The sequence below is a fragment of the Pseudomonas sp. S4_EA_1b genome, from assembly GCF_016307435.1.
Lineage (GTDB): Bacteria > Pseudomonadota > Gammaproteobacteria > Pseudomonadales > Pseudomonadaceae > Aquipseudomonas > Aquipseudomonas rhodesiae.
Genome location: NZ_JAEILC010000066.1, coordinates 46,025 through 64,846 on the forward strand (window position 1 = coordinate 46,025; position 18,822 = coordinate 64,846).

An 18,822-nucleotide genomic window follows, 5' to 3' on the forward strand; every position below is an offset into this window, starting at 1 on the left:
AAGGATGCGAGGGGTTTTTATTTGAGAATCAATCAGCGCTGGCTGACAGTTGCTTGCCAACAAGCACACGGGTCTTTCCAGGCGCGGCTCAGGCCCAAGCCACTACCAACAACCCTACCCCCAGAGCCAGGCACAACGGTGAATAGCAATACGTATCCCAACGCGCAAACCGCGACCCTCCGACTTTTTTGAAAAAACCCACCAGTTCTGAGTCGCCGATGGCCCTGGCGAACATCAGCACGGCGATGGCGCTGATACCCCATTGCAACGCATGGTGGGATACCGCAGGGAAATACAGGCCGGCGCGCAGGCAGACCAATAGCGCAATCCCCACCAGCCCCATCGCCACCAAAAAGGTGCCCAGGGCCGACGGTTTGAACGCTGGGCGCGGGCCGCTGGCAAATTCGCCGGGCAACTGCGGGATGGCCGCCAGGCTGCCGAGCTTGCCGCCGGCGGCCCAGTACAGGTGGATCACACTGATTCCGGTGAATATGCCGACGATCCAGCGTGCGATCACAAAACTCATCACGGGCTCTCCCTGAAAAGGTCCGGGAAAGGATAGTCGTCCGAGGTTTTTTTGCAGGTATTTCGTCGGGGAGCGAACGGCCTGCTACTTCAGGCTCGCCTCAACCTTCTGCGCCACCTCGTCGGTCAGCCAGGCCTTCCAGACCTCGGGATGGGCCTTGAGAAACGCCTGAGCCACCTCCCTTGGCGGAGTATGGTTTTCACTCATGGTGGCCAAGGCTTTGTTCAGCGGCTCAATGGGAAACTCGACTTTTTCGAAAAACCCGGCGATCTGTGGGTGCGCCTTCTGAAACGGCGTAGACACCCCGATGCTCAACTTGGACGCCAGCGAACGAGTCGGCTTTGGATTGGGGTTGTCTGCGTCGGTCAGGGTTTTCCAGGCCTCGGCATCGAATGGCGGCTCTTCGAGCTGGATCAGTTTGTAGCGCCCCATCAAAGGAGTCGGCGACCAGTAGTAAAACAGCACCGGTTTGCCACGCCGGATCGAGGAGGCGATTTCGGCATCCAGCGCCGCACCCGAGCCGCTGCGGAAGTTCACGTAGCTGTCGTCCAGGCCATAGGCTTTGAGCTTCTGCTGGTTGACCACTTCCGAGGTCCAGCCGATGGGGCTGTTGAGAAAGCGCCCCTTGTCGGGAGATTCCGGGTCTTTGAATACATCCTTGTAGCGCGCCAGGTCTTTTACACTCTTGAGGTCCGGCGCCATCGGTTTGATGCCCTTTGCGGGGTCCCCCTTGACCACATATTCAGGCACCCACCAGCCCTCGGTTGCGCCTTTGACCGTATCGCCCAGACCGGCCACTTTGCCTTCGGCCTCGGCCTTGACCCACACGGGACTACGGCCAGCCCACTCCTCGCCGATCACCTGGATGTCATTCTTGGCCAGGGCGGTCTCCAGGGTGATGGTGGTACCGGGCAACGTGTCGGTGGGCAAGTCATAGCCCTTCTCGACGATAAACCGCAGCACTTCGGTGATCAGGCTGCCGCTTTCCCAATTCAGGTCGGCAAAATGCACCGGCGTTTGCTCGGCCGCCGCGGGCAACGAAGCCATCGATAGACTCAGGCTCGTCAGGGACGCCACCAACAGGGTTCTCAAACCTTTCATGCCTTACCTCGCGTAATGCAGCCATAGCGGATGGCTTTGCCGCGAACGCGCGAAGCCTCTGAATAGTTAAGTCAACTCAACTGTAGTAGAGGTTCCGGAAGACGACACACGCGTGTGCTGTGGACGCTTTACTCGCTGGCCTTGAAGGTGACCAGTTCGCCCTTGCGCCACTTGGCGGCCTTGCCGGTCACGGTTTTAAGGGTTTTGGTCAGACCCTCCTGCAATTGTTCATGGGCGGCGAACACCAGCATCACACTGTGGCCTTCCTTGAACACGATGCCCTCGCCTTCGGCCGAAGAAACAAAGGCGTAATCACCCAGGCCATATACCGTCAACTTGATGTCGCGGAACTTCAATTCGAACTTACCGCCTTCGCGGCTGGGCAATACCGCCGCGCGAAAATGGTCGCCCACTTTGAGTTCAAGACGCTGTTTGTCATCCACCACCAACGCCGTTTCGGTGTCGATTTCGGCGACGTAGATGCCTTCCGGCGTCTGCTCAGTGATGTAAACAAAACGGGATTGGAACTGTTTGACCAACTTTGCGCGCAAATCACCCAGCACGAACAATGCGTGCATATCCAGATTACTGACTGCCAAGGAAAAGCCCCCACATCGAAAAAAGTACGGCCTGCAGAAACAGGCAGCACACTAAAACGGCCAATACGGCACGATCACCTGATGCACTTATTGAAAAAACTGAAGAAACTTCCTGTCGTATTGCACGCCTCGTACGGGCGCACACGATGGACCTTATGCAAGGTCACCGGGACTGACAGGAAATCACAGGTTCAACGACCCGAGAATACGGGTCGCACCGCTTCAGAGAATAACCCCAATCAAAAACGTAGTTTCCGACAGTTCACACAAAAATTACTTGGCGTGGAACCGAGTGTCGACCCGCGACGACAATGGTAGAACAGCGATAGGGTTCAAACCACCCGAACCGTTTGCGGTAAGTCACAAGATCGATAGGAGCTGACCATGCAACGACGTCACTATCAGGCTACGTCTTCCGGCACTCGTTCATCATGTCCAGACGAGCGCCAATATTACTGCTTGCCAGGCCTGGAAGGGTACTCCAATTCTGTTCTTTACCAAGTGGTACCTGCCGGGAGGAACTTCTTTCATATCCTGGAAGTGACCAGTGGCCGAATCAGGGGTTTCCGCAGCAACCATATCAAGGCGTGTGAACTGGCCAAACAACTGGAAGCCAGTCTGCACGATGGGATCGTTTCGTCACCTGGTTGACTTTACCGCGCCACAGCCCTCCAACAACTGCCATACTGACCCGTCCATTGAAGTTTGCCCCGCCGGCGGGTCAGGTTTCATCAGTGCAGTTGAATACCTCGAAGGGAAGGCGATACGTGACGGAATTTGATATTGGCGAATTTTTTATCCGTGGCGAAGCCAGGGAAGTTGACGGTGAATTTCAAGCGGTCATCGTAATGCGTGCCAAACCGCCCCTGACCACTACTACCACCCACCAAGTGGAAAAAGACCGTTGGTTCAAGACCGTGGAGGCCGCTGCCAGCGCCGCCAAAGAGTCGGCCCAGGCCCTCAAGACGGCCGTGGATGCCGGCGCACTGACCTGCTGACGAACAAATTCGAACTCTGCCGTGTCAGGGCCCTCCCATGCATAACGCTGCTCACTTTGCATGGAGATACCAATGGACACCACCCCCCCTACCCTGGAAACCCTGTTCGATCAACTTGGCCTGGATTCATCCCAAGAAGGTATTGAGCGGTTCACCGCCGAGCACCGCCTGCCGGACGACGTCAAATTGGTCGACGCCCCGTTCTGGAGCGCGCAACAGGCCAGTTTTCTCAAAGAGCAACTGCACGTCGACGCCGAATGGGCGCCGGCGGTGGACGACCTGAACGCGCTGTTGCATGAGCCCGCCAAGGCGTAACGCGAGCGCCACGCCCGACCTCAGCGCTTGGCGCTTTCCGGTTTATAACCCAGGCGCAACCCGCCCCAATGCCGGCCGTTGACCATGATCGGTACCGACAGATCATGCATCAGCTCGCCGGTATCGCGGGTGTAGGTCTGCAGTAACACCGCCTGCTGATGACTGCCGCAGCGAATGCCTGTGCGGTCGTCGAACTTACGTTTGGTGCGGTTCTGCACCGCATCCACTTTGGCATCGCCGGTCAACGGCTGGGAAAACGCATTATTGTGGGTCGGCACGTAGCCCTGTGGCGTGCAGGCGATGGCAAATACCAAGCCTTCGTGACGCGGCAATAGCGCCTCTTGGATCGCCGGTAGCACCTTGTCGGTGTAACTGTCGAAGCGGGTGTAGTACTTGCTCGGGCTGGTGTTGGGAATCGGGGTATAAGTACGGTCGAACAGGTCATCCAGGCTGATGCGGTTTTGCTGTATATCCGCTTCGAATTGCGCAGCGATGCGGCTGGCGCCCTCGCGGGCCAGGTCGTAGATCCGTTGGTGATAGTCGTCCAGCCCCACCGCCGCCAGACGCTCGCTGATGGTTTCGGCCTGCCCTTCCATCTGGATCGCGGCGTCGGCCAACTGCCGGGTTTGCTCGTCGCTGATGCTCAAATCGCAGCGCATCTGTTCCACCGCATGGAACAGGCTGTCGAGCTGCGCCTGGTTGGTGTCGGTGCCCTGGGCGATTTCATTGACTTGGCCTTCCACATCGGCGGCGAGGCTGGCAATGCTTTCCAACTGTTCGCCGGCGTGCTCCACCTGCTCGACGCCGGTGTGCAAATCCGCCGATAACTGGCGAATCTGCTCCACGACCTGAGCCGTGCGCTGCTGGATATCCGCCACCATCACCCCGACTTCATCGGTGGCCGTGGCGGTACGCCCGGCCAGCCCGCGCACTTCGTCGGCCACCACCGCAAACCCGCGCCCATGCTCACCGGCCCGTGCCGCCTCGATGGCGGCATTGAGCGCCAACAGGTTGGTCTGGCTGGCGATGGACTGGATCACCAGGGTGACCCGCTGGATTTCCTCGCTGCGCTGGCTCAAGGCTTCGATCAGCTCTCGGCTGGCATTGGCGCGCTGGCTGAGCTGACGCATGCGGGTGATGGAGTGCACCAGCACTTCCCGGCCTTCGGTACTGCGCTGATGGGCCTGGCTGGCGGCCCCCAAGGCCTGGCGGCTGAGCTGGGAAGTGACCTGTTCGGTGCTGATCATGACTTCGGCATTGCTGACAATCTGTTTGGCCGCCGTCAATTGCGACTGCAGGCGCGCGGCCAATTGCTTGACCGAATAGGCCACGCCGGCAGCGGACAGTGCGTTATGGCTGGTGGTGTAGGACAGATCCCGGGTCAGTTCGCCAATCGCATCGACGGCTACCGGCGCAGGGCCGACCGGGCGGCTGCGCAAGCGAGGCAGCCAGATCACCAACAGGGCGATGGGCAGACACAGGTAGATCGGCAGCTGGGCGAATGCCAGGCCTAACAATATCAGCACCAGAGCAGTGCTCTGCAACAGCGGCGTCAGCCAGCCGGGCAACCGGCGCGCCACCGCGTGTGGCGGCACTGCTGCGCCCATCAGAGATCCGTCCCCAGCCATTTCGTCACCCCCACTGATTGTCTTTATTGTCACGGCATTAAACGCCACTATCCGGCCATTGTCCATGGGCCTTTAGTGGGGTGCCGTGCAGTAGATCAATAGTAGACGGGGTGTGGCGGGTATTCCTGCGGGGAACCATGCGGACGGCTCCCCGGCTTCACCGCATCAGGCTTGGCGCTGATGCTTGTCGATCTGCTCGTGACGCTCTTGCGCTTCGATGCAGTACTTGGTGGTCGGGCTGATCAGCAGGCGCTTGAGGCCGATAGGCTCGCCGCTGTCGTCGCACCAGCCAAAGGAATCTTCCTTGATGCGTTCCAGTGCACGCTCAAGCTGCGGCAGCATGCGCTGGTCGCGGTCGATGGCGTTGACCAGCCAGGTGCGCTCTTCTTCCACGGAAGCAGCGTCGGCCGGGTCAGCCGGGGTGTCCAGGCTTTCAATGGCGATACGGTTCTGTTCAATGCGCTCGTGGTGTTCCACTTTCATGTCTTGCAGCAACTTCTCGAAAAAAGCGTGCTGTTCGGCATTCATGTAGTCATCCGCCGGCATGGCCAGCAACTTTTCCTTTGTCATTGATTTCTCTATAAAAAATACGTGCATTAAGGCGAATAAGGGAGCGTTCCGGCCGACCTGTGCAGGTCTCGGAAGGGCGCCATCCATTCCAAGCGCCACCCGGCACTCAATTTACGAGGGGCGGCAGTCTAAGGCCGACTTGAGGGCGCAGCAACTGAAAAGACAGGCATTTTTTCCGATATAACCCCCAAAGACACCAGGACGGGCTTGGCGAATGGTCATCGGAGTGCGTTTATAGCAGGAAAGTTCGTAGAGCAGCTATAAGCCGCAAGCTGCAAGCGACAAGCTGTAGAGCTCGTCGGACTTGCAGCTTGCAGCTTGTGCCTTGTGCCTTGTGCCTTACAGCTCAGCGTTTAAGCTTGCGCTTATTGCGATATTGGTCGATCACCACCGCCACCACAATAATCAAGCCCTTGATGATGTCTTGGATATACGCATCCACCCCTACAAAGGTAAACCCGCTGGCCATCACGCCCAGAATCAGCGCGCCGATCACGGTGCCGGTGATGCGCCCTACCCCGCCCGCCAGGCTGGTCCCGCCGATCACTGCGGCGGCAATCGCATCCAGCTCATACGACATGCCCATGCCGGCCTGACCCGTGGCGGCCCGCGCCGAGGCAACCACCCCGGCCAGCCCCGCCAACAGACCGGCGATGCTGTAGACGATGATCAGGTGACGCTTGACGTTGATCCCCGACGTTCGCGCCGCCTGCATATTGCCGCCGATGGCATAGGTGTACTTGCCGTACTTGGTGTAACGCAGGGCGATATGAAAGATCACCGCCACCACCAGGAAGATGATCACCGGCATCGCGCCGTGGCCGATCGCGGTGTAGGAATCAGACAGCATGCTCACCGGCTGGCCTTCGGTGTAATAGCGGGCCAGGCCACGGGCCGAGACCATCATGCCCAGGGTGGCGATAAACGGTGGGATCCCGGTAACGGCGATGATGCTGCCGTTGATCGCTCCCGCCAGCAGCCCAACTCCCAGGCCCATGGCGACCGGAATCCACACCGGCAAGTCGGTCAGGCTGGGAAACACCGCCCGCGAGAAGTCCGACGTCTGCGCCAGGCTGGCGGCGATCATCGCCGACAGCGCCAGCACCGAACCCGAAGACAAGTCGATCCCCGTGGTAATGATCACCTGGGTCACGCCGATGGCCAGCAAGCCAATGATCGACACTTGCAGGATCATCAGTACCAGGCGCTGGGAGTTCATCAGGAAACTCTGATCGCGCACGATCCAGCCAAACACCTCAAACACCAGGCCGATGCCGATCAGCACCAGGAAGATGCTCAGCTCGGTGGGCATTCGACGCCGATGTTTGACCGGCGCCGAGGCTGGCTTGTTATCCGTTATTGCGTTCATAACCATTCACCTTTTTTATTCTGAAGCGCAGGCCAACCGCCGGCCCGCGCGGCGGTGCGTCAGTGGACTGCGGTCATACCCGAGGCCAGATGCATGACTTTTTCCTGGGTCGCTTCGCTGCGGTCCAGGGTGCCCATCAGTTCGCCTTCGTGCATTACCATCACCCGATCGCTCATGCCCAGCACCTCGGGCAACTCCGAAGAAATCATGATCACCGCCATGCCCTCGCTGGCGAGGAACGAGATCAGTCGATAGATCTCAGCCTTGGCGCCGACGTCGATGCCGCGGGTCGGCTCGTCGAGGATCAGCAGGCGTGGGTTGGTCATCAGCCAGCGGGCCAGTAGCGCCTTCTGCTGATTGCCGCCGGACAAGGTGTCGATGCACTGCTCCAGCGACGGCGTTTTCACCCGCAGCTTCTTGCACATGTCTTCGCACAGTGCGCGCAGGGCTTTCTGTTGGATAAAGCCGTTGCCCGAATAGTGGTGCAATACGGCCATTTCCATGTTTTCCAGCACCGACAGACAGGGGAACAGGCCACTGAGCTTGCGGTCCTCGGTCAGCAGTGCAAAGCCTTTGTCGATGGCCATATGCGGGTCGGTGATGCGCACCGGCTCGCCGTCGAGGGTGATCTGGCCGCCGTCGGCGGGGGTGATACCGAACAAGGTTTCGGCCACGTTGGTGCGGCCCGAGCCCATCAGCCCGGCAATTCCGAGAATCTCCCCGGCGTGCAGGTCGAACGACACATCCTTGAACACCCCGTCCAGGCGCAGGTTGCGCACCGACAGCAAGCGCTCGCCGATGGGCGTTTCGCGCACCGGGAACAACTGGCTCAGCTCGCGGCCCACCATCATCGAAATCAGGCTGTCGCTGTCCATGCTGTCGGCCCGTTGCAGGCCGATGTACTGACCGTCGCGGAACACCGCCACTTCATCGGCGATGGCGAACACTTCGTCCATCTTGTGTGTGATATAGACGATGCCTTTGCCCTGGGACTTGAGGTCGGCAATGATCGAAAACAGATGGGCCACTTCCTTCTCGGTGATGGCCGATGTCGGTTCGTCCATGATCAGGATGTCGGAGTTGTAGGACACCGCTTTGGCAATCTCGACCATCTGCCGCTCGGCGATGCTCAGGTTGCCCACCTGTTCCTCGGGGTCCAGGTTGATGCGCAAGCGCGCCAGCAAGTCGGCGGTGCAGCGGTGCATTTCGCGGTGGTTGACCATGCGCAGGCCATTGAGCTGCTCGCGGCCGATCCAGATGTTCTCGGCGATGCTCATGTGCGGCATCAGGTTGAGTTCCTGATGGATCATCGCAATCCCGGCCTTCTGCGCGGCCAGCGGGGTGTCAAATACGATCGGCTCGCCTCGCAGGCGGATTTCGCCGCTGTCGGGCTGGTAGATGCCGGCGATGATCTTCATCAACGTCGATTTGCCCGCACCGTTCTCGCCCATCAGCGCCAGCACGGAACCGGGGCGCACGCGCAGCTGCACATCGTCCAGGGCCACGACACCGGGGAAGCCTTTGCTGATGTTGAGGATTTCCAGCAGGTAGGGTTCGTCCAGCGCACGGGGCTGGATACCCGCAGGCTGCGAGGCTGTGGCTTGAGCGAGCATAGACAGGTACTCCATCGACAGGGCGGGCACGACCGCCCTGCCGGCTTATTATTGTGAGGTCGGGGCTACTTGAAGTCTTTGACGTTGTCCGGAGTGATCAGCTTGAACGGGATCACCACGTTCTGCTCCGTCGCCTCGTTTTTTGCCATCTTGCGCGCCGCTTCCACCGAGCCGACGGCCTGGCCCTTGGCGTCCTGGAATGCCGACGCAGCCATGTCCCCCTTGGCGATCGCGTTCAAACCGTCCGGTGTGCCGTCGACACCGGCGATCAACACACTGCCCTTTTCCTTGCCGGCTGATTTCAAGGCCATGGACGCACCGATAGCCATCTCATCGTTGTTGGCCAGCACCGCGTCGAATTCGCGGCCCTGGGTCAACCAGTCGTTGACCAGCGTCATGCCCTTGTCGCGTAGCCAGATCCCAGTTTGTTCCTGCTCGATCTTGATGTCCGGATACTTGGCCAGCACCTCTTTCACGCCCTTGGTGCGGTTGGTGGTGGAGTTGTTCGCCAGGTCACCCAGCAGGATCACGATCTTGCCCTTACCGCCGAGTTTTTCGGCGATGTACTGCATTTGCAGCTTGCCGGCTTCGACGTCGTCGGAGGTCACGGCCACGACATCCTTGGGCAGGTCCTTCTGATCTGGCCGGCGGTTGACGAACACCAGTGGGATTTTCGCGGCGGTGGCGGCCTTGATGATGTTGGCGGTCGATGCGGTGTCCACTGGGTTAACGATAATGGCGTCGACTTTCTGGCTGATAAAGTTCTCGACCTGGCTCAGTTGCTTGACCACATCGGCGCGGGCGTCTTCGAACTGCAGCTGCACGCCATCACCCTTGGGGTACGACTTGGCTTGCTTGTCCATGTCTTCACGCAGGTAGGTCAGAAAGGTGTCATCGAATGCGGACATGCTCACGCCCACTTTGATATCGGCGGCGCTGGCAAACCCACTGGCCAGCAGCATGGACAAGGCCAGCGCGGTAAAACGGATCGGGGTCTTCATGAACGGTCTGTCTCCACTTTCTTGTTGGTTTTGTTGGACGTTGCGTTGTTCAGAGCGAGGTGGGCAGTCGTACGACTGGCGCGCCGGGAATGCAGCACACCAGCGCGTCGTTATTTTCGACACACAGCACATTAAGGAAGGAGAAGTAGAACGGGCGGGTGCTGGGCAGACCGCGCGGCGCGGAGATGGGGCGTAAAACTCGCAGTACAGCGTTGAAGATTTTCATCTGACGGTACCTGGTTGTTTTTGATCTTGTTTTTGTTGAGCCGTGCGGATCGAGCCCGCGACGTACTTTTTGCAACCTGGAAAAGACTTTATTGGAAAATAATTTCCATATCAACTTGTTTTAGAATTTTATTCTATTTTTGTTGAAACCACCTGCTGGCGCTCGGCGCTCAGGCGTGCGGCGTCCAATATACGGGTGGTTTCCAGCGCGTCATAGGCGTTGACCGGCAGCGGTCCCTGGCCTTGTACGGCGGCTTGCAACTGACGATAGAACTGGGTCCAGCAGCCCTTCTCCGACGGCACGCGTTCACGTTCCGGGCCCTGCTCGAACCAGCCCCAGCGTCGGTGTTCTTCGGCGCCCCAGTGCTCGCCCTCGGTTTTCGGCGATTTGCCGGCCATCAGTGCTTCTTCCTGGCCGTCCAGCCCCTCGACGGTGTAACAGCCGGCGCTGCCACTGACGCGAAAGCGCGGCGCCTGGCTGTTTTGCAAGGCATTGCCCCACAGGTGGGAAATCACCCCGTTGGCATGGGTCAGAGACACAAAAAAACCGTGGTCGACATGGGGATGTTCGGCGCTGTAGTGCAATTGCGCGAATACCCTGTCCACCGGGCCGAACAGTTGCAGCGCCTGGTCCACCAGGTGGCTGCCTAAATCCCGCAGCCAACCGCCACCGCTGGCGTTGCCCACCGCCTGCGGGCTGTAGCGTTCCACCCGCGATTCAAAGCGGCTGATAGTGCCCAGGGCGCCGGCATCGATAAGTTTGCGCAGGGTCAGGTAATCCGAGTCCCAGCGGCGGTTCTGATAAACACTGAGCAGCGTACCCTGGCGCTCAGCCGCGGTAATCAGCGCCTGGGCTTGCTCGGCGTTGGCGGCAAAAGGTTTGTCGCTGACCACCGTCACACCGTGCTCGATGGCTTCGAGCACCAGTGCCGGGCGACCTTTAAGCGTGGTGGAAATCACCAAGGCATCCACACCGGCTTCGACGATCTGGCCGATGCTGTTGAATGCCTGGACACCCGGGTGGTCGGCATTCAATTGCTGGCGCCGTTCGGGGGAACGGGTGACCACGCCGACAAACGTGGCACCGGGCAAGGTTGCAATCAGCGGCGCATGAAAGAAGCGCCCTCCATGGCCATAGCCAACTAGTCCAATTCGCATGATTGACTCCTTGATTGAAGTGCAAACCCAATCCAAAGGGGGAAGGAACCAGCCCTCCCCACCTTGACCGAGTGTCAGCCGTAGAAGCGTGGGCGCTCCGGCAAGCTGACCTTGACGATCTGCCCACTGCCCTGCGCCTCGATACACGCATCCGCCGCCACCGCCGCCGCATAGCCGTCCCACGCCGACGGCCCGCCCACCTTGCCGGCGCGTACGCTATCAATAAAGGCTTGCAACTCCACGTCATAGGCACCGATAAAGCGGTCCTTCCAATCCATCAGGATCGCATTGGACAGCTTCGCCTCGCTACGCAGTTGCACCTGGGACGGTTCCGGCAATTTGGCGATGCCGCTCTCTCCCACCACTTCGCACTGGATGTCGTAGCCGTATTGGCAGTTCACGAACACTTCCACGTCGATGCGCGTGCCCTTGGCGGTTTCCAGCAGCACGATCTGCGGATCGCGCAAATGGGCCAAGGCCTTGCTGGTCTTGCGTGGGAACACCACTTGCACCGACACGTAGTCGTCGTCGAGCAGCCAGCGCAGCACATCCAGTTCGTGGATCAGGGTGTCGGTGATTGCCATGTCGGTCTTGTAGTTTTCGCCCACCCTCGGGTTGCGGTGTGCGCAGTGCAGCATCAAGGGCTCGCCGATCTGGCCGCTGTCGATCACGGCTTTAAGGGCGCGATAGCCCTCGTCGTACGGGCGCATAAAGCCCACCTGCACCAGGCGCTTACCATGGGCCACTTCGGCGTCGACGATCTTGCGGCAGCCTTCGGCGGTCACCGCCAGCGGCTTTTCGCAGAACACCGGCTTGCCGGCGGCAATCGCGGCGAGCACGAACTCTTCGTGACTCGGCCCCCAGGAGGTCACCAGAACCGCTTCAACCTCGGCCGAGTTGATCAGCGCATGGCCGTCTGGGTACACCTCGGCGGCCAGCTGCAAGTCGGCAACTACCTTGGCGGCCTGTTCCAGATTGATGTCGGTCACCGCCACCACCTGGCTATTGAGCAAGGTCTGGCTGCAACGACGGATATGGTCGCGGCCGATGGCGCCGGTCCCGATAACACCTAGCTTCAAAGACATACATACACTCCTCTTGTTATTAGTACTGCCGGGCCTTGGCCAGGTGCTCGTTGAGTTTCTTCGCCGCCGCGTTCGTGCGTTCGCTGGTGGAGACCTGCGCCACCCCTACCCGCCACCAGGACAGGTAGCCGTGAACCATGGTCTTGGGCAGCACTTTAATGTCGATCAGGGTTGAGACGGTTTGCGTGCGCGCATCGGCCAGCGCGGCCTGTAATTGCTCCACGCTGCTGACTTTGTAGGTCTTGCAGCCATAGGCCGCCGCATTCATGGCGAAGTCCACCGGCACCAGGCCGCCGTCGAGCTGGCCGGTTTCGGGGTTGCGGTAGCGGAATTCGGTGCCGAAGCTGTCCATGCCGTTGCCGATCTGCAGGTTGTTGATGCAACCGAAGGCCATGTTGTCCAGCAGCACCACGTTGATTTTGCGCCGCTCCTGAATCGAGGTAGCCAGCTCGGAATGCAGCATCATGTAGGAGCCGTCGCCGACCAGGGCATAGACCTCCTTGCTCGGCTCGGCGAGCTTCACGCCGAGGGCGGCGTTGATCTCGTAGCCCATGCACGAGTAGCCGTATTCGACGTGGTAGGTGTTGACGCCCTTGCTGCGCCAGGCGCGCTGCAAATCGCCAGGCAAGCTGCCGGCGGCGGCGACGATAATTGCATCGTCGGCCACCGTCTCATTGAGCACACCCAGGACCCGGCTCTGGGTCAGGCACGAACCGGTCAGCTCGATAAATTCCCGCAGTACTGCGCGGTCCAGGTGGTCATCCACTTCCGGCACGAAGTCATCGCCGTGGTACTCCACCTGATGCACGCGGTCGACTTCGGCGTCCAGTTGCGCCTTGGCGTCGGCAATCTGCTCGCCCCAACCTGCGCGGTAGTCACCGAGGGCGTCGGTCAATGCTTGAAGGGCAACCTGCGCATCGGCCAGCACCTGCACGCCATCGAGTTTCAACGCATCGGCGGGGCTGATATTGAGGTTGAGAAACGTCACATCCGGGTGCTTGAACAGGGATTTGGACGAGGTGGTGAAGTCGGTGTAGCGCGTACCGACGCCAATGATCAGATCGGCCTCGGGCGCCAGCAGGTTGGCCGCCAGGCACCCGGTTTCGCCGATGCCGCCGACATTAAGCGGATGGCTGGACACCACCGCGCTCTTGCCCGCTTGCGTCTCGGCGAAGGGAATATCGAAGCGCTCTGCGAACGCTTGCAACGCCGCATTCGCACCGGAGTACTTGACCCCGCCACCGCAGATGATCAGCGGTTTACGTTTGCCTCGGATGGCCGCCAGCGCATCGCCAAGCATCGCGGCGGTGGCTGGGCGACGCTCGATACGGTGCACGCGTTTTTGCAAGAAGTAATCCGGATAGTCCCAGGCTTCGGCCTGCACATCCTGGGGCAAGGCCAGGGTCACCGCGCCGGTTTCCGCCGGGTCGGTGAGCACGCGCATGGCGTGGATCGCGGCGCTCATCAGTTGTTCGGGACGGTTGATGCGGTCCCAGTACTTGCTCACGGACCGAAACGCATCGTTGGTGCTGATGCTCAGGTCGTGGAACTGCTCGATCTGTTGCAACACCGGGTCGGGCTGGCGGCTGGCGTACACATCGCCGGGCAACAGCAACAACGGAATGCGGTTGGCCGTGGCGGTGGCCGCCGCAGTGAGCATGTTCGCCGCACCCGGCCCGACCGAAGCAGTGCATGCATACACTTTGCGCCGCAGGTGCTGTTTGGCAAAACCGATGGCCGCGTGGGCCATGCCCTGCTCGTTACGGCCCTGGTGCACCACCAGGTCACCGCTGTCCTGCTCCAGGGCCTGGCCCAGGCCGAGCACATTGCCGTGGCCGAAAATCGTGAACACGCCGGCGACGAACTTGCTCTGCACGCCATCGACTTCGATGTACTGGTTGTCCAAAAACTTCACCAGGGCCTGGGCCATGGTCAGTCGGGTGGTGGTCATGTTGCGCCCCTTATCGTTTCTGCAGATGGGCGATGCTTGCCCCTAGCGCCTGCTGGATATCCGTCATTTCATGCACGCTGGCGGCGAACGGTTCGAACGACAGGTAACCGCCGTAGCCGCTGCTGAGAAGGGTGTCGATTTGTGCGGTATTGCCGAGGATGTCGCCCTCGCCCACCAGCACGCGGTGGCGGTCGCGGATCGAGTTGAGTGGCGCGTCGGTCTCTTCCACGCCGGAGATATGCACCAGCCCGGTCAATTGCGGGAAGAATTCCTGCTCGCCGGCCAAATAGTGGTGGAAGGTGTCATGCACCAGACGGAACACATCCAGGCCGCCGATGGCCTGGATCGCATCCACCGCCACGCGCTTGCGGCGCATTGCACACGCTTCAAAACCCAGAGGCTCGATAAAGCCGAGGATGCCGTACTCGCGCAGGATCGGCGCCAACTCGCTCAAAGCCGTGCGCAAACCGGCGGCACGCTGGGCCTCGTTGCGCGTATCACCGGGCTCGTTGAACGGGCACATCACCAGGCCCTGGGCGCCGCATTCACGAGCATAGTCGGCCATGGCGATGGCCTGGGCGCGACGTTCGTCGTTCCATACATCGAACGGGTACAGCGCGTTGATCGACAGCACCGTGATGCCCTGGGCCGCGCACGCTTCACGTACATGGCTGGCCGGGGTGCCGTATTCGATCTGGCGACCTTCGAGATCGTTACGGATCTCAATGGCATCGCACTTGAGCGAAGCCGCCAGCTGGATGAACGCGTCCAGTGACAGGTGCGGAGCGACCATGCGGTTAAGGGCAAAACGTAAAGGCGAATACATTGTTATTGTTCTCCGTCCAAACCGCTCGATCAAAGGTCCAGCAGCCAACTGTGCTGCGGGTCGTTATGGAAATGCCAGGCACGCTTGGGGCCGGCCATCACGTTCAGGTAATAGGACTCGTAGCCGTACGGCACGCTGACCGGGTGATAGCCCTTGGGCACCACCACCAGGTCGCTGTTTTCCACGGCCATGGCCTGGTCGATGCTGCGGTCGTCGGTGTACACCCGCTGGAACACAAAGCCTTGGGGCGGGTTGATCTGGTGGTAGTAGGTCTCTTCGAGAAAGCTCTGGTGCGGCAGGTCGTCGGTGTCGTGTTTGTGCGGCGGGTAGCTCGACGAATGCCCCGACGGCGTGCGCACTTCCACCACCAGCAGCGAATGGGCCGGCGCGCTGTCGGGCAGGATGTCGCACACATAGCGGGTGTTGGCGCCTTTGCCGCGCACGCTGCGCTTGCAGTCCTCGGGACGGATCAGGCGTGGTTCGTAACCCGGCGCGCCGGGAGCGGCGCACACGGCAATCTGCACATCGCTCAAGGCCGTGACCTGGGCGTCGGTGCCCGGCGGAAGGTACGCGGCGAACGGCGACTTGTCCTCGAACACCGACTGGCGATCACCGAGGTTCTGCCAGTTGAAGCCTTCGCCTTCAATATTCACCCGGCCACTGAGCAGCACCAGGCACAGCTCTTTATCACCGGCGCTGACCGGCAGGGTTTCGCCCAGGCTCAGGCGGTAGGCCGAGAAGCCCACGTACTCCAGCCGCCCTGCTTCCAAGGCAACCATGGTTTGTCCGCGTTTGCTGCTTTTGACCAACAAGCTCATCACTCAAGTCCTCTCGTTGAGAAGCGCACGCAAGGTGTCGTAGCCCTTTTTCGCATAGATATAGCTGGGCGCCACGGCCGGGTCCTGCTCGGCCTCCACCACCAGCCAGCCCTCATATTTCGCGGCCATCAATGCATCCAGCAGTTCGGCAAAGTCGATATCGCCATCGCCGGGCACGGTGAACGTGCCGTTGACGATGCAGTCGGGGAAGCTCCACATCTGGTTGCGCGCCAACTGCACCACCGGCTTGCGCACGTCCTTGAAATGCACATGGCAAATGCGCCCGATGTGTTTGCGCAGCACTTCGATGGGTTCGCCGCCGCCCATGTAGCAATGGCCGGAATCGAACAGCAGGCCGACCTCAGGGCCGGTGCGCTGCATCAGTTGATCGATGTCCTCAGGAGACTCAACGTAAGCGCCCATATGGTGGTGGTACGCCAGGCGCACGCCCTGGGACAGGGTGAAGCGCGCCAGTTCGGTGAGTTTGTCGGCATAGTCCTGCCAGGCCTGTTCGCTGTGGAAACGCGGGCGTTCGATCAGGCGAATGCGCGAGCCCTGGATCGAATCGGCCACCTCGCCGTACACCAGCACATGGGCGCCGTTCTGCTTGAGCAGCTCGACATGGCCGGCGATGGCTTCGATTTCCTCGGCCACCGAACGCCGGGCCAGGCGACTGGAATACCACCCCGACACCAGCGCCAGGTCATAGGGCCGCAGCACATCGCCGACGCCTTTGGCGTCCTTGGGGAACTTGCCGTTGAGTTCGAAACCTTCGTAGCCGATGTCCTTGCCTTCGCTCAGCGCGGTGCTGAGCGGCGTTTCACCGCCCAGGGCCGGGAGGTCGTCGTTGCTCCAGGAGATCGGGTTGATGCCAATTCGGATTGCGGGCATGGCTGCACCTTTATTATTTTCAGGTATCACTGAGTTCTGCTTTTTGTGGGAGGGAGCTGGCCCCCTCCCACATTGGAATTGCAGCGCACATTCAAAGCTGTGGTCAGGTTCGCGCGCTGCGCCAGGCGTTGATCAGCTGTTCGAAGGTCGCCTGGACCTGCTGGATCAATGTCTCATCATCGATCTCCCCCGCCATCCACAAACGGCTGGGTTCCTGAAAGATCGTGCGGCCCACCGCAAACCCTCGGCATGTCGTGCTCTGACTGGCCTGCTGGAACCCGGTCGCCAGGCATTCGGCCGAGGCATTCAGACCCAGCAGCACCACACCACGGCAGTACGGGTCGCGTTCCTGGATCAGCTCATCGAGTTTTTTCCAGTCTTCGGCCGACTGCGCCTCGATCTTCCACCACGCCGGGTAGATACCCAGGTTGTACAGGCGCTTGAGGCTGCGGTAGAGCACATCTGGGTAGGTGGATGGGTGATCCTTGGGTGGGATGACTTCCAGCAACAGCTCATGGCCGCTGACCAGGGAGGCGTCGTACACCGCCTTGAGTTGCGCTTCCTGCTCCAGGCGCAGCAAGGGTTCATCGTCGGGATGAAACTGCACCAGGCACTTGATGATCTGCTCCTGGGGCCAGGCGATCAGGTTGCTGCCAATGGACCGGCCATGCTCGAAGGCCAGCGGCCGCGAGTTCTGCACTTCCACCGGCCGCGCGATCCACCAGCCGCGCCCGCTGGCCGCATTGAGTGCGTCCTGGCCGAAGCGCTGGTCGGCGAGCAGGCCCACATCGGCCTCCACGCCCTGCTCGGCGAGCTTGCGCTCCACCCGTTCGACGGCCTGGATAAACAACTGCTTGATGTCGCTGATGCGCGCTGGGTCCTGGCCACCGCGTTGGGCCAAGTCCACCAATTGCCAGCGATGGTCGAAGGCGAAGATAAACAGCTGCTTCCACTGTTTGCGCGGCACCGTCACCCGGTGCAGGCGTTGCAGGGTCTGGTCCTGATCGGGCCGGGTGATCGGCACGGGGCTGCTGAACAAGTAATCCAACTCCGCCGGCGTGGGCATGGCCGGCGCGCAGGCATGGCGCGATACAACCAGCCCGCCGCAGGCATTGGCCAACTGGCTGCAACGCTCGTCGCTGGCGTCATTCAGCCACCCGCTGAGAAAGCCCGACATAAAGGCATCGCCGGCCCCCAATACATTAAGCACTTCCACCCGCACGCCGGGGTAGATCGCACCGTCTTCCAAGCGCGCCGGGATCGCGCCATGGATCACCGTGCACCCTTGCGGGCCGAGCTTGACCACCAGCGTCGCCGGGGTCAGCTCACGCACCGTGCGCAAGGCCGTGAGCAAATCCTCGCTACCGCCCGCGATCAAAAACTCTTCTTCGGTGCCGACGATCAGATCGAAGCGCGGCAGGATGTTCTGCACATGCTGGCTGACATTGCGGTCGGCAACAAAGCGGGTTTCGCCGTCGGCCTTGCCCGCCAGCCCCCACAGCACCGGGCGGTAGTCGATATCGAGCACACGTTTGACGTTATGTTTGGCCGCGTAATCCAGAGCCTGGATGCTGGCCTTGTACACGCCGTCGGTGGAGAAATGCGTGCCGGTGATCAACAGCGCCTTGCTGGAAGCGATAAAGGCTTCATTGATGTCTTCAGCGCGCAGGGCCATGTCGGCGCAGTTTTCGCGGTAGAACACCAGGGGGAAGGTTTCGCGGTCCTTGAGGCCCAGCAACACCAAGGCGGTGAGGCGTTCCGGGTCGACCTTGATGCCACTGACATCGCACCCTTCGCGGGCCAGGGATTCCACCAGGAAACGCCCCATATGGTCGTCGCCCACGCGGCTGAGCATCGCCGACTTGAGCCCCAGCCGCGCGGTGCCGAAAGCGATATTGGCGGAGGAACCGCCGAGGTACTTGGCGAAACTGGACACGTCCTCAAGCCGTGCACCGACTTGCTGTGCATAGAGGTCGACGCCCAGGCGCCCGAGGCAAATCAGATCCAATTGACGCCCACTGGCAAAACGAGTCTGGCCCATGCTGGCTCCTGTTATTTTTATCAGCCTGCGTTGTGCCGCCGTGGCGACGGCAAACGCTCTTGGTGGAGCAGACTAGAACGTTCAGCGGCACCAATCAATATTTATTC

Annotated in this window: 19 protein-coding genes; 3 read left to right on the top strand and 16 right to left on the bottom strand. The window is 60.7% G+C overall.

What is annotated here, in order from left to right; genetic code table 11:
* Positions 1–88 precede the first annotated feature (88 nt).
* From YA0848_RS21045 to YA0848_RS21055, 3 genes are all read right to left on the bottom strand, one after another.
* Positions 89–526, bottom strand: coding sequence for a DUF3995 domain-containing protein (locus YA0848_RS21045; protein ID WP_034097010.1), 438 nt, complete (start codon positions 524–526; stop codon positions 89–91).
* Positions 527–610: 84 nt separating this feature from the next.
* Positions 611–1,627, bottom strand: a complete 1,017-nt coding sequence (locus YA0848_RS21050; protein WP_047881903.1) for an ABC transporter substrate-binding protein — start codon at positions 1,625–1,627, stop codon at positions 611–613.
* A 128-nt stretch (positions 1,628–1,755) separates the two neighbouring features.
* Entirely contained in the window at positions 1,756–2,205 is a 450-nt protein-coding gene (locus YA0848_RS21055; protein ID WP_034113139.1) for a hypothetical protein, read from the bottom strand.
* A 405-nt stretch (positions 2,206–2,610) separates the two neighbouring features.
* On the opposite strand from YA0848_RS21055, the gene YA0848_RS21060 reads away from it, so the two are divergent.
* The 3 genes from YA0848_RS21060 (at position 2,611) to YA0848_RS21070 (ending at position 3,539) form a co-directional block, all read left to right on the top strand.
* Entirely contained in the window at positions 2,611–2,877 is a 267-nt protein-coding gene (locus YA0848_RS21060; RefSeq protein WP_080758719.1) for a hypothetical protein, read from the top strand.
* A 116-nt stretch (positions 2,878–2,993) separates the two neighbouring features.
* Positions 2,994–3,224 carry a hypothetical protein gene (locus tag YA0848_RS21065; protein WP_034097007.1) on the top strand — a complete coding sequence of 77 codons (231 nt, stop codon included), beginning with the start codon at positions 2,994–2,996 and terminating at the stop codon, positions 3,222–3,224.
* Between the two features lie 72 nt (positions 3,225–3,296).
* On the top strand, positions 3,297–3,539 hold the full coding sequence (locus YA0848_RS21070; RefSeq protein WP_034097006.1) for a DUF2789 domain-containing protein: 243 nt from the start codon (positions 3,297–3,299) through the stop codon (positions 3,537–3,539).
* A gap of 20 nt (positions 3,540–3,559) precedes the next feature.
* Here YA0848_RS21070 and YA0848_RS21075 read toward each other — a convergent pair whose 3' ends face one another.
* From YA0848_RS21075 to YA0848_RS21135, 13 genes are all read right to left on the bottom strand, one after another.
* Entirely contained in the window at positions 3,560–5,233 is a 1,674-nt protein-coding gene (locus YA0848_RS21075) for a methyl-accepting chemotaxis protein (protein ID WP_416146534.1), read from the bottom strand.
* A 99-nt stretch (positions 5,234–5,332) separates the two neighbouring features.
* On the bottom strand, positions 5,333–5,737 hold the full coding sequence (locus YA0848_RS21080; RefSeq protein ID WP_003191666.1) for a TraR/DksA family transcriptional regulator: 405 nt from the start codon (positions 5,735–5,737) through the stop codon (positions 5,333–5,335).
* 346 nt (positions 5,738–6,083) lie between these two features.
* The gene (locus tag YA0848_RS21085; RefSeq protein WP_034097004.1) at positions 6,084–7,106 is read right to left on the bottom strand and encodes an ABC transporter permease; all 1,023 of its coding nucleotides are present in this window, start codon (positions 7,104–7,106) and stop codon (positions 6,084–6,086) included.
* Positions 7,107–7,165: 59 nt separating this feature from the next.
* Positions 7,166–8,719, bottom strand: a complete 1,554-nt coding sequence (locus YA0848_RS21090) for a sugar ABC transporter ATP-binding protein (protein ID WP_169903188.1) — start codon at positions 8,717–8,719, stop codon at positions 7,166–7,168.
* Between the two features lie 65 nt (positions 8,720–8,784).
* A complete protein-coding gene (locus tag YA0848_RS21095; RefSeq protein WP_034097002.1) occupies positions 8,785–9,720 on the bottom strand; it encodes a sugar ABC transporter substrate-binding protein in 936 nt (311 codons plus the stop codon).
* A gap of 49 nt (positions 9,721–9,769) precedes the next feature.
* Positions 9,770–9,946 (bottom strand): hypothetical protein, encoded by a 177-nt coding sequence (locus YA0848_RS21100; protein ID WP_167389885.1) that lies wholly within the window; start codon positions 9,944–9,946, stop codon positions 9,770–9,772.
* 128 nt (positions 9,947–10,074) lie between these two features.
* The gene (locus tag YA0848_RS21105; RefSeq protein ID WP_034137884.1) at positions 10,075–11,103 is read right to left on the bottom strand and encodes a Gfo/Idh/MocA family protein; all 1,029 of its coding nucleotides are present in this window, start codon (positions 11,101–11,103) and stop codon (positions 10,075–10,077) included.
* Between the two features lie 74 nt (positions 11,104–11,177).
* The gene (locus YA0848_RS21110) at positions 11,178–12,188 is read right to left on the bottom strand and encodes a Gfo/Idh/MocA family protein (protein ID WP_047881900.1); all 1,011 of its coding nucleotides are present in this window, start codon (positions 12,186–12,188) and stop codon (positions 11,178–11,180) included.
* A 19-nt stretch (positions 12,189–12,207) separates the two neighbouring features.
* On the bottom strand, positions 12,208–14,139 hold the full coding sequence (gene iolD / locus YA0848_RS21115) for a 3D-(3,5/4)-trihydroxycyclohexane-1,2-dione acylhydrolase (decyclizing) (RefSeq protein ID WP_169903187.1): 1,932 nt from the start codon (positions 14,137–14,139) through the stop codon (positions 12,208–12,210).
* Positions 14,140–14,149: 10 nt separating this feature from the next.
* A complete protein-coding gene (locus tag YA0848_RS21120; RefSeq protein ID WP_034096998.1) occupies positions 14,150–14,965 on the bottom strand; it encodes a TIM barrel protein in 816 nt (271 codons plus the stop codon).
* A gap of 29 nt (positions 14,966–14,994) precedes the next feature.
* The gene (iolB, locus tag YA0848_RS21125; protein ID WP_034096997.1) at positions 14,995–15,783 is read right to left on the bottom strand and encodes a 5-deoxy-glucuronate isomerase; all 789 of its coding nucleotides are present in this window, start codon (positions 15,781–15,783) and stop codon (positions 14,995–14,997) included.
* Positions 15,784–15,786: 3 nt separating this feature from the next.
* Positions 15,787–16,674, bottom strand: a complete 888-nt coding sequence (gene iolE / locus YA0848_RS21130) for a myo-inosose-2 dehydratase (protein WP_034137880.1) — start codon at positions 16,672–16,674, stop codon at positions 15,787–15,789.
* 103 nt (positions 16,675–16,777) lie between these two features.
* On the bottom strand, positions 16,778–18,715 hold the full coding sequence (locus YA0848_RS21135) for a bifunctional 5-dehydro-2-deoxygluconokinase/5-dehydro-2-deoxyphosphogluconate aldolase (RefSeq protein ID WP_034096995.1): 1,938 nt from the start codon (positions 18,713–18,715) through the stop codon (positions 16,778–16,780).
* Between the last annotated feature and the right edge of the window lie 107 nt (positions 18,716–18,822).

Coding starts and splice junctions, on each gene's coding strand:
- YA0848_RS21045 (WP_034097010.1), bottom strand. CDS start 526: ATGAGTTTTGTGATCGCACGCTGGATCGTCGGCATATTCACCGGAATC.
- YA0848_RS21050 (WP_047881903.1), bottom strand. CDS start 1,627: ATGAAAGGTTTGAGAACCCTGTTGGTGGCGTCCCTGACGAGCCTGAGT.
- YA0848_RS21055 (WP_034113139.1), bottom strand. CDS start 2,205: ATGCACGCATTGTTCGTGCTGGGTGATTTGCGCGCAAAGTTGGTCAAA.
- YA0848_RS21060 (WP_080758719.1), top strand. CDS start 2,611: ATGCAACGACGTCACTATCAGGCTACGTCTTCCGGCACTCGTTCATCA.
- YA0848_RS21070 (WP_034097006.1), top strand. CDS start 3,297: ATGGACACCACCCCCCCTACCCTGGAAACCCTGTTCGATCAACTTGGC.
- YA0848_RS21075 (WP_416146534.1), bottom strand. CDS start 5,233: ATGGACAATGGCCGGATAGTGGCGTTTAATGCCGTGACAATAAAGACA.
- YA0848_RS21080 (WP_003191666.1), bottom strand. CDS start 5,737: ATGACAAAGGAAAAGTTGCTGGCCATGCCGGCGGATGACTACATGAAT.
- YA0848_RS21085 (WP_034097004.1), bottom strand. CDS start 7,106: ATGAACGCAATAACGGATAACAAGCCAGCCTCGGCGCCGGTCAAACAT.
- YA0848_RS21090 (WP_169903188.1), bottom strand. CDS start 8,719: ATGCTCGCTCAAGCCACAGCCTCGCAGCCTGCGGGTATCCAGCCCCGT.
- YA0848_RS21095 (WP_034097002.1), bottom strand. CDS start 9,720: ATGAAGACCCCGATCCGTTTTACCGCGCTGGCCTTGTCCATGCTGCTG.
- YA0848_RS21100 (WP_167389885.1), bottom strand. CDS start 9,946: ATGAAAATCTTCAACGCTGTACTGCGAGTTTTACGCCCCATCTCCGCG.
- YA0848_RS21105 (WP_034137884.1), bottom strand. CDS start 11,103: ATGCGAATTGGACTAGTTGGCTATGGCCATGGAGGGCGCTTCTTTCAT.
- YA0848_RS21110 (WP_047881900.1), bottom strand. CDS start 12,188: ATGTCTTTGAAGCTAGGTGTTATCGGGACCGGCGCCATCGGCCGCGAC.
- iolD (WP_169903187.1), bottom strand. CDS start 14,139: ATGACCACCACCCGACTGACCATGGCCCAGGCCCTGGTGAAGTTTTTG.
- YA0848_RS21120 (WP_034096998.1), bottom strand. CDS start 14,965: ATGTATTCGCCTTTACGTTTTGCCCTTAACCGCATGGTCGCTCCGCAC.
- iolB (WP_034096997.1), bottom strand. CDS start 15,783: ATGAGCTTGTTGGTCAAAAGCAGCAAACGCGGACAAACCATGGTTGCC.
- iolE (WP_034137880.1), bottom strand. CDS start 16,674: ATGCCCGCAATCCGAATTGGCATCAACCCGATCTCCTGGAGCAACGAC.
- YA0848_RS21135 (WP_034096995.1), bottom strand. CDS start 18,715: ATGGGCCAGACTCGTTTTGCCAGTGGGCGTCAATTGGATCTGATTTGC.